This is a genomic window from Frankia sp. AgB32 (assembly GCF_023243045.1).
Lineage (GTDB): Bacteria > Actinomycetota > Actinomycetes > Frankiales > Frankiaceae > Frankia.
In genome coordinates, this window is sequence record NZ_JALKFX010000012.1 from 66,128 (window position 1) to 75,950 (window position 9,823).

The following is a 9,823-nucleotide window of genomic DNA, read 5'->3' on the forward strand; positions in this document are numbered from 1 at the left end:
GAGGGTCTCCGTACCGGCCGAGCCTGGTGATCGACCAGATCGGCGCGATCCGTGACAGGGTGGAGTCATGGGAGAGCGCCAGGGTCGGGAGCAGGCTCACCATCGGCAGGCTGAGACCGTCCCGCCCGGGCGCCCGGGACCGTCCTGGGACTTCTTCATCTCCTACACCACCGTCGACCGGCGCTGGGCGGAGTGGATCGCCTGGCAGCTCGAAGCTGCCGGGATGAAGGTTCTGGTGCAGGCGTGGGACTTCGTCCCGGGGGCGAACTGGGTCGCGGGAATGCAGCAGGGTGTCGCCCGGTCCGATCGCACGATCGCGGTGCTCTCGCCGGACTACCTGCGCTCGGTGTACGGGCAGGCGGAGTGGCAGGCCGCGGTCGTGGCCGACCCGCTGGGCTTCCGACGAAAGCTCGTCCCGATCCGGATCGCTGATTGTGAGCGGCCCGGCCTGCTCGCCCAGATCGTGTCGTTCGACCTGTTCGGGCTCTCGGAGCAGGCTGCGGCCGAACGCCTGCTGGAGCAGATGGCCATGCTCCGGGCGGGCCGGGCGAAGCCGCCCGTTCCGCCTGCGTTCCCCGGCGGCGCGCCGTCATCCCCGGCGCCGAGGACAACCCCGCCCGGCACCCCGCCCGGCACCCCGCCCGGCACCCCGCGAGGCGCCGGGCGACCCTGACCGCCGCTGCCCTCCGGTGCTCCGCGCCGCACTCGGCCGCGGTTCAGCGCGGCGGAGTACGCGACGCCCGCGTGGCGGCGGCCCGGACAATCGCATTCGACCTGGCGGGCGGGAAAGAGCGGATCTGGTGTTGCCACTGATTGTGGAGACGGTGACTCACGAATATCTCGGTCTCGCCGATGAAGCTGCTCCCGGCCTCGTGGAGGGCCTGTACCTGATCGGTTCGGTACCGCTGAACGACTTCCATTCCAGCGTCAGTGATATCGACTTCGTCGCCGTGACGAGGGCCCCGCTGGACGCGGACGCCCTGAAAATCCTGACCCGGGTCCACCGGGGCCTGGCGGCACGCCATCGGCGACCCGGACTCGACGGCATCTATGCGACCTGGGAAGATCTTTCCCGTGACCCGCGAACCCTGCCTCCGGGCCCCCGGGTTCATGGGGCCCGGCTGGTGGAACGTTCGACCGCAGGCCGCCATCCGGTCGCCTGGCAGGAGGTGGCCACCCACGGCCTGCCGTTACGCGGCCCGGCCAGACAAGCCGTCGACACGTGGACGGACGACGCCGCGCTGCGCGACTACACGCTGCTGAATCTGGACGGATACTGGCGTCACTGGTGTCGACAACGCGAGAACGTGCTGTCGGTTCAGGGGCTGGCCGCTCTGGGGTCATGGGCGCCGGCATGGGTGGTGCTGGGCGTGAGTCGACTGCGCTATGCCCTCGAAACCGGGCGGATTACCTCCAAACGGGAAGCCGGCCAGTATGCCAGGACCAACCTCGACCCCCGTTGGCGCGACATTGTTGATGAATGCCTGCGGATCCGGCTTGATCAGCAACACGCTGGGCGCGCCATGACCCCCTGGCGCCGACGACGGGAGGCGCTTGCCTTCGTCGGGGCAATGATCCAGGAGGCACTGGGAGACACCTGACCCAGATCTTTCGTGCGTCGCCCGCGTGTGATCAACGTAGGGTGTGCGCGCCGCCCCAGTGACACCCCGCGGCTCACCACGAACAGCACGCTCGGCCCCGGGACCACCATCAGAGTCGTCACCACGAGCAGGAAGGCCGCGAAGCGACCGGTATCGGTCATGGCGGCAGGGTACGTGAGATCCGCGCGGCCGCCGGGGCCTTCCGCGAGACCGGGATCAGCGGTGGCGATCCGCCCGGTGGTCAGGCGGACGCGCGGCATTCGCATCTGCCTCACATCGTCCGGGCAGGTGGCTCCAATCCCGGGTTGGTGTGCTCGGTCTGCCGGCGAGTATCCGCCGGTGTTACCGACCGTCACGCCGCTTCGGAGGCAGGTGCCCTGCTCACATGAACCCGTCCGCTCGATGAATCCGCGCTCCTCATGAGCCCGCTGACACCGATCGACCGAGGATTCGCGGCGGTCGCGGTCGACGTGGTGCCGATCGGTCTCGCCGCCATGACAACCCAGGTCCGCGGCGCGGAAGGTGGTCGGCCGGTCGCCGGGCCGCATGCCGCGGCCCGTGGAAGACGGAGAAGGCCGGGTGGTTGGTGGTTGCTGGTGCTGCCCGTCGTCGCTCTCCTCATGCTGCTGCTGGCCGATCGGCTGCTGGTGGGCGTCGCTGAGCAGCGCATGACCAGTCGGCTGGCCTGCCTTGGCAGGCTGACCGGCGCCCGTGCGGTGCACATCGACGGCTTCCCGTTCCTCAACCAGGTCGCCAGCGGCCATTTCGACGCGGTGACGATGACGGCGGACGGAGTCCGTGGCGCCAGTCGGTTGACCGATCTCGCGGTGACCTTCCGCGATCTGCGGCTGCCGCCGCTGTCCGGCCTGGTCGGCCGGCCGTCGCCGGAGGCGGTCACGGTCGGGTCGATCGACATCGCGGCCACGGTCCGGCTCGCCGGCTCGGGATCGGCGGCCACCGGATCACCCGGGGCCGGGTCGCCCGCCGCTGGTCCGCTCGGCTCCGGACTGCTCGCTTTCGGGTCGGCCGCGGGCGGTTCGCCCTTCCCGTTCCATCTCGACACGATCCGGCCCGTCCCCGGCGGGTTGCGGGTGACGCTGACCGTGGCTGGCGCCGCCGTCGAGGCCGCCGCCGGCAGGTTCGAGTCGGACTGCGCCGCCGACGCCGCCGCACCCGTCCCGTCGGGCCACGGTTCCGTGGGTGCTCAGGCGGCCCTCTCATGAGGGCCCCGCGGGCGAGGCCGGCCCGGTCACGGCGGCGGCGCTGGCTCGTCGTGGTCGCGGCCGCCGCGATTCTGCGCGGGGCACAGGCCGCGGTCGCGGTCGTCACGGTGCTCCTGGCGGCGGTGCTGCGGCCTGACCAGCCGTTGCCGCATCTTCGGGTGGCTCGCCTGGCCGAGGTCGGGCTTGCGCCGCTGACCCCGCTGACGGCGCTGCTCATGGTCGCCGTGTGCGGGGTCGGCGCCGCCGTCCTGCTTCGCCGGCGGCAGGTGGTCCTGGCGTTCGCGGGGGTGAAGGTGTTCGCGCTCCTGGTGGCGTCGACCATCGGCGGTGTGGTCGCCGCCGGATCCGGTGGCCTCCGGCTGCTCGTGGCGGGATGCGGCGCGGGCCTGGCCGTCCTGCTGTGGCCGGCGCTGCGTCGCGCCGCCGTGTTCGTGCTGGTCACGGTCGGCCTGCCGCATCCCACCGGTCGGCTCGCCGACGTCATCCTGACCGCGAAGATCAGCCTGCTGGTCGCTCTCGTCGTGTTCGGCCCGTAGGCGCAGCGACGCTCGGTGGCCGGCAGCGTCGGCGTTCAGGAGAACGAAGGCTGCGAGCTGTCGGTTGGTGACATGACGGTCACGGTAGCGAGCGATGGCCGGAGTATCCGCGCCCGCCCGGCACGGGAATGCCGACGGGCGCGGACAGGCGCCTGATACGGCGCGGCCGCCGGATTGGGACGATGGGCGGCATGCGCATCGTCAGTGATTCCCGGCTGGGCCAGATGGTCGCGGCGCACCTCGCCGGTCGAGCGATCGACGCCGACGGGGCGTGGCCGGTGGTCGTGGCGTCGGGGAACTTCGCGAGCCCGGCGGTGGCGCTGCGGGCGGTCGACGAGGTCGTGGCGTCCTACCGGCTGTTCGTGCTCAATCCGCAGCCGGGCCTGCCGGCGCGCCCCGGGGTGTCGCACGTGACGCCGTTCGTCGGCCCGGGCATGCGGGGGCTGGCGACGCTGGAGTACGTGCCGTGCCGGCTGAGCCTGGTGCCCCTCCTGTTCGCCGGCCCCTACCGGCCCGAGGTCGTCGTGTTGCACACCAGCCTGCCGGCCGGCGGGCGGGTGTCCCTCGGCACCGAGGTCAACATCCTGCCGGCGGCCGTGGAGGCGGCCCGGGCCGGCGGCGGGCTGGTCGTCGCCCAGCTCAACCCGGACATGCCCTACACCTTCGGTGACGGCGAACTGCCCGTCGACCTCGTCGACCTGGCTGTCGAGGCAGAGCAGCCGCTGCCGAGCCCCGCGGCCAGGGTCGTCGGCGAGGCAGCGCGGGCGATCGGGGAACGGGTCGCCGCACTGGTGACCGACGGCGCGACGCTGCAGATGGGGATCGGCGGCGTGCCCGATGCCACGCTTGCCGCGCTGACCGGCCGGCGGGGGCTGCGGGTGTGGACCGAGACGTTCTCCGACGGGGTGCTGGACCTCGACCGCGCGGGTGCCTTCGACACCGGCGCCGATCTGGTCACCAGCTTCCTGTTCGGCTCCGACGAGCTGTACCGGTGGGTCGACCGCAATCCGCGGGTGCGGCTGCTGCGCACGGAAACGGTCAACGACCCGGGCCGGATCGCCCGCCAGCCGGCCATGACCTCGATCAACACCGCGCTGCAGGTCGACCTGCACGCGCAGGCCAACGCCTCCTACGTCCGGGGCCGGATCTGGTCCGGCTTCGGCGGCCAGTCCGACTTCGTCGCCGGCGCCCTGCACGCCCCCGGCGGCCACGCGATCATCGCGCTGCCGAGCTGGCATGCCAGGACCGACACCTCCACGGTCGTCCCCGCCCTGACCGAGCCGACCACCAGCTTCCAGCACAGCTACATCGTCAGCGAGCACGGCACCGCCGCGCTGTGGGGGCGCAGCCTGCGGGATCAGGCCCGGGCCATCGTCGCCCACGTCGCCGATCCGCGCGCCCGCGACGAACTCACCCGGCACGTCGAGCAGGCCACGGCGGCCCCGGCCCCCGGACCGCGCAGCGTGCGCTGAGGGCGTGTCGACCGGCGACACCCGCGGTCGTTCCCGCCCTGCTACCGCACGGCGGGAACGACCGCGACCGGGCACGGGGCGTGGTGCAGACACTGGTGGCTCACCGAACCGAGCAGCAGTTCGGCGAACCCGCCGTGGCCCCGGGAGCCGACGACGAGCAGCTGGGCGTCCCCGGCGGCGGACAGCAGTGCGGGCGTGGCGCCGCCCGTGACGAGCAGGTCCTCGACGGCGAGGTCACCACGGTCGCCGACCCCCGCGGCCACACATGCGTCCAGCACCCCCCGGGCGGCCTTCTCCGCGGCCTCGAAGTCCACGCCGATGTAGACGGCCGGATAGCCGACAGGGACCGGCGTCCAGGCGTGAACGACCCGCAGGACCGCGCCACGCAGCCGGGCCTCGCGGGCGGCGAACCGCAACGCCTCGATCGACAGGTGCGAACCGTCGACGCCGACGACAACCGCGCCGTGCGCGGGCACCTGGCTGGCGTGCGTCACGACGACGGGTGTCATTGCCTTGTGCACGCACTCGGCGGAGACCGAGCCCATCAGGATCCGGCGGACCGGATTCATCCCGTGCCGGCCCACCACCAGCAGGTCCGCGCTGCCCGCCGCGGCGAGCAGGGCCTCGGCCGCGTCGCGGTATTCCACCCGTTCCACCACCGGCACGGGGCAGCGCGGGTCGGCGGCGCCGCGGATGGCGGTCCCCAGCACATGCCGGGCGGTCGTCTCGACGTCGTGTGCACCCGGGCCGGGAGTCATCCCGGCCACGGACGCGGGCGACTCGTCGGCCGAACAGGCCAGCAGCACGGTGACTGTCGCGTCGCGCAGCCGCGCTTCCCGCAGGGCCCACCGCAGCGCGCCCTGTGCTTCCGGGGAACCGTCCACTCCCACCACGATGCCGCTCATGTCGTGCCTCCTGTCGGTGCCCGCAGGTGCCGGGGCGAGGTCGTTGCGATGGATCCAGCGTCCGCTGACCAGGGAGATCGATCGAGTGCGGATCGATGGGCGGTCCGCGGGCCGGCTGGCCCTGCCGAGGGGTCCGAACGGCCCGCACCACCGGCAGCCGCAGGGGGGCGGCGGGCATTGTCCGCGAGCGGCGGAGGGGACCGTGCTAGCGTCCGAACAGTCGCCGATGGTGCCTGATCGCTTACCTTCGTCGGCGCCCCTGACGGTCCGGGCCGGGTCCGCCGACACGACGAGGTCACGACGAGGCGAGGTCCGGTCCGAGGAGGGGAGGCAGGCGATGCCCGACACCGGGCTGACCGACGAGCAGGAGGCGCTGCGGCGCGCCGTCGCCGAGTTCGCCCGCGACGTGGTCGCGCCGGTGGCGGCGCGGCATGACGAGGAGCGGAGCTTCCCCTACGAGGTCGTCGCCGGGATGGCGGCGATGGGGCTGTTCGGGCTGCCGTTCCCGCAGGAGTACGGCGGGATGGGCGGGGACCTGTTCTCGCTGTGCCTGGCGATCGAGGAGCTCGCCCGGGTCGACTCGTCGGTGGCCATCACCCTGGAGGCCGGCTGCTCGCTCGGGGCGATGCCGATCTACCGGTTCGGGTCCGAGGAGCAGCGGGCGCGGTGGCTGCCGATGCTGTGCGCGGGCGAGGCGCTGGGCGCGTTCGGCCTGACCGAGCCCGAGGCCGGCAGTGACGCGGGCGGCACCAGGACGACCGCCGCGTTCGTCGACGGCGAATGGGTCGTCAACGGGGCTAAGGCGTTCATCACGAACTCCGGCACCGACATCACCCGGCTCGTCACCGTCACCGCGCGCACCGGCGGGGCCGTCGGCGACGGCGGCGGCGACCGGGAGATCAGCACGATCGTGATTCCCGTGCCCACCCCGGGGCTGACGGTGGAACCGGCCTACTCCAAGGTCGGCTGGCATGCCTCCGACACCCATCCGCTGAGCCTGTCCGACGTGCGGGTTCCCGCCGAGAACCTGCTCGGCGAGCGCGGCCGGGGCTATGCGAACTTCCTGGCGATCCTCGCGGAGGGCCGCATCGCGATCTCGGCGCTGGCGGTGGGCCTGGCGCAGGGGTGCGTCGACGAGTCCGTCACCTATGCGAAGGCGCGCTCGGCCTTCGGCCGCCCGATCGCCGCGAACCAGGCCATCTCCTTCAAGATCGCCGAGATGGAGGCGCGGACGCACGTGGCCCGCACCGCCTACTACGACGCCGCCGCCCGCGCCCTCGCCGGCCGCCCCTTCGCCAAGGAGGCCGCGATCGCGAAGCTCGTCAGCAGCACGGCCGCCGTCGACAACGCCCGCGACGCCACCCAGATCCACGGTGGCTACGGCTTCATGAACGAGTACTCCGTCGCCCGCCACTGGCGCGACAGCAAGATTCTCGAAATCGGCGAGGGCACCAGCGAGATCCAGAAGATGCTCATCGCCCGCCACCTCGGCCTCTGACCCGCGGCCGGCGCGGCGCCGGGCTACGCGGGCGGGGTCACGGTCCACACGCCGGCCTGCGGGGAAGCGCCGTCGGCGCCCGCCACGGCGCCGGCGACCTGCACCGTCCCACCCAGGACACCCACGCCGAACAGTTCGGTGCGCACCGCCGATGCCACCTGGTAGGTCGTCCAGTGATCGCCTTGGCGGTCGCCGAGCAGGAGGACCGGCCGGGTGCCGAAAGCGCCGCCGCCCGTCGAGCCGACCGCCAGGATGCGACCGTCGGGCAGGCGGGCCATTCCCGCGAGCACGACGCCGGCGGGCAGCGCCGTCGTCGCCAGGTTCCAGCGAGCGCCGTCGGTGGAATGCCGCAGTCGGGTGACCGTCGCACTGCCCGACACCTCGGTGCCCGCCGCGAGCAGCGAACCATCGGCGAGTTCGACGAGGTGGTCGACGTGCTGCTCGGCCGGACCACCCAGCGTCGGAGTGGTGACTCGCGTCCACGCCGATCCGTCCGCCGAGCGCCAGACGGCACCGCCCCCGAGGGGGCCGCCGGGTCGACCGACGGCGAGCAGCTCCCCGCCCCGGGCGAGCAACCCGGTGACGTCGCCGGTCAGGCCAGCAGAGCCCGCGATCGCGTCCCAGCGCTGTCCGTCCGCGGAGCGCCAGACCGCCGGCCGGTTCGCTTGCTGGCTGTCGCCGGTGCCCTCGCTTGCGCCCCCCGACCGGGTCGTACCAGTGGGAGTGCGATCGCTGCCGATCGCGGTCGAGCCGACCGCGACGAAGCCACGACCGTCCAGGAAGGTCACCGCGGAGATCGCTCCGGAGGCCGTGCCCGGAGGTAGCGGAACAGCGACGGCCTGCCATCGGTGCCCGTCGGCCGACCTCCAGGCAACCGGCGTTGACCGCTCCGGATCGTTCCCGCCCAGGCTCGGCGCGCGACGCCCGACGGCGACCTCGACCCCGTCCGCCCCGACGGCCACGCTGGCCACGATCGCGCCGGACGCGCCCGCCGGATCGGCGGCACCCGGCGGACCGCCGTCGCCGGCCCCGGTCGCCGGCGGGCCAAGGACGCGGACACCGAGGTGCGCCACCGCGGTGCCGCTGGTCGAGGCGGACGGTTGGCCCGATCCCGCGGTGGTCGGATCCGCCCGGCCGCCGCCACCACCGGATCCGAACGGGTCCAGTAGCACCAGCGCTGCCACGACCATCACGACAAGACCGACCGCCATCGCCAGCACAACGCCGCGACGCGTGCCCACCCGCTCGCTGCCCCGAGTGCCGGTGGCGGTCTCGACGACGAGCGCGTCCCCATCCCTGTCCACGCTGCGCGGACTCGCGCCGACCGCCCCGCCGTACGGCGGGGGCGCCGGCTCGGCCGAGTTCGGCGCCGGTGGCCATGGGGTCGGCTGGCTCGGAACGGGAGGTTTCCGGGACGACGGCGGGTCCTGCGCCCGATCGGGTGCCGGCTGGTTCTCCACCAGCGCGCTCGGCGTTTCCGGAGTTCGGGCCGGCGGACTCGCTGCCCTCCCGGCGCGGGGCGGCGGACTCGGTGCGTCCAGCCCCGACGCAGGTGGAACCGACGGACGATCGCCCGCTGGGATGAAGGCCGTGGGCGAAGCTGGCGCCGAGGCCGAGGCCGAGGCCGTGGCGGAGGCGGAGCCCGCCGAGCGTGGCGCGGGTGGCACCGGATCCGCCGGCGCGTGATCAGGGTGGCGACCGGGATGGCCCTGCGCGGGGTCGAGGATGTCGCGCTCGGCGCGCACGGTGATGCCGCTGGCGGCCAGCCAGCCGGGACCGAGCACGGCGGTGGCGGCCTGCGCGAGCTGGCGGGCGAACTCCTGGGCCGAGCGCTGTCGGTCGTCGCGCCGGCGCCGCAGCGCCTGGCTGATCACCGCGGCGAGCGGTCCGGCGACGCCCGGCGGCGCGGGCGCGGGATCATCGAGCTGGCGTTTCCACACCTGCGCGGGCGGCAGTCGCGGGTCGATCGGCATCCGGCCGGACAGCAGCCGGAACAGCACCACACCCAGCGCGTACAGGTCGGTGCCGGCGCCGACGCGGCCGCCGCCGATCTGCTCCGGCGCCATGTAACCGGGCGTGCCGGCGATGGAGTGGACCGACGTGCCGCTGCCGCCGAAGAACCGGCTGATGCCGAAGTCGACAAGCTTCGGCGCGCCGTCCCGGGCGAACAGGATGTTGGCTGGCTTGATGTCGCGGTGCAGCACCCCCGCCGCGGGCGCGGCGCCGCGCGCGGCGGCGGCCGCCAGCCCGACCGCGCACGCCGCCGCGGTCGTCGTGGCCGGCCGGGCCCGCAACGTCCCGCCCGCCAGATGCTCCATGATCAGCAGCGACAGGTCGCCGCGCTCGACGTAGTCGTAGATCCGCACGATGTGCGGATGGTCGAGGCCGGCGAGCACCTCGGCCTCCTGCCGGAACCCGGCGCGCGCCTCCTGCCCCGCGCGGGTCAGGACCTTGACCGCCACCTGCCGCGAGATCTGCCGATGCCGAGCCTCCAGAACGACCCCGCTCGCCCCCTGCCCCAACGTCCCGCCGAGCTCGTATCCGGGCAACGCAGCCTCGACCTGCCCACGTTCGACGAACACGCCGGA

Annotated in this window: 8 protein-coding genes; 6 read left to right on the plus strand and 2 right to left on the minus strand. The window is 73.6% G+C overall.

Annotation, left to right across the window (positions count from 1 at the left end):
* Positions 1 to 67: 67 nt before the first annotated feature.
* The 5 genes from MXD60_RS05975 to MXD60_RS05995 all read left to right on the plus strand — a co-directional run bounded on the left by MXD60_RS05975 (position 68) and on the right by MXD60_RS05995 (position 4,832).
* A complete protein-coding gene (locus MXD60_RS05975; RefSeq protein WP_248817959.1) occupies positions 68 to 673 on the plus strand; it encodes a toll/interleukin-1 receptor domain-containing protein in 606 nt (201 codons plus the stop codon).
* Positions 674 to 800: 127 nt separating this feature from the next.
* Complete coding sequence (locus MXD60_RS05980) at positions 801 to 1,601, plus strand: aminoglycoside adenylyltransferase domain-containing protein (RefSeq protein ID WP_248817960.1); 801 nt, start codon at positions 801 to 803, stop codon at positions 1,599 to 1,601.
* A gap of 419 nt (positions 1,602 to 2,020) precedes the next feature.
* Positions 2,021 to 2,824: an LmeA family phospholipid-binding protein gene (locus MXD60_RS05985; RefSeq protein ID WP_248817961.1), complete on the plus strand. Its 804-nt coding sequence runs from the start codon at positions 2,021 to 2,023 to the stop codon at positions 2,822 to 2,824.
* Positions 2,821 to 3,360 carry a histidine kinase gene (locus tag MXD60_RS05990; RefSeq protein ID WP_248817962.1) on the plus strand — a complete coding sequence of 180 codons (540 nt, stop codon included), beginning with the start codon at positions 2,821 to 2,823 and terminating at the stop codon, positions 3,358 to 3,360. Before MXD60_RS05985 ends, MXD60_RS05990 begins: the two co-directional genes overlap by 4 nt.
* Positions 3,361 to 3,551: 191 nt before the next feature.
* Complete coding sequence (locus MXD60_RS05995; protein WP_248817963.1) at positions 3,552 to 4,832, plus strand: acetyl-CoA hydrolase/transferase family protein; 1,281 nt, start codon at positions 3,552 to 3,554, stop codon at positions 4,830 to 4,832.
* Between the two features lie 41 nt (positions 4,833 to 4,873).
* Here MXD60_RS05995 and MXD60_RS06000 read toward each other — a convergent pair whose 3' ends face one another.
* The gene (locus tag MXD60_RS06000) at positions 4,874 to 5,737 is read right to left on the minus strand and encodes a universal stress protein (RefSeq protein ID WP_248817964.1); all 864 of its coding nucleotides are present in this window, start codon (positions 5,735 to 5,737) and stop codon (positions 4,874 to 4,876) included.
* 337 nt (positions 5,738 to 6,074) lie between these two features.
* Between MXD60_RS06000 and MXD60_RS06005 the strand changes: the two genes are divergently transcribed.
* Positions 6,075 to 7,235 (plus strand): acyl-CoA dehydrogenase family protein, encoded by a 1,161-nt coding sequence (locus MXD60_RS06005; RefSeq protein ID WP_248817965.1) that lies wholly within the window; start codon positions 6,075 to 6,077, stop codon positions 7,233 to 7,235.
* 23 nt (positions 7,236 to 7,258) lie between these two features.
* Here the strand turns inward: MXD60_RS06005 and MXD60_RS06010 are convergent, their stop codons facing one another.
* Entirely contained in the window at positions 7,259 to 9,817 is a 2,559-nt protein-coding gene (locus MXD60_RS06010) for a serine/threonine-protein kinase (protein ID WP_248817966.1), read from the minus strand.
* Between the last annotated feature and the right edge of the window lie 6 nt (positions 9,818 to 9,823).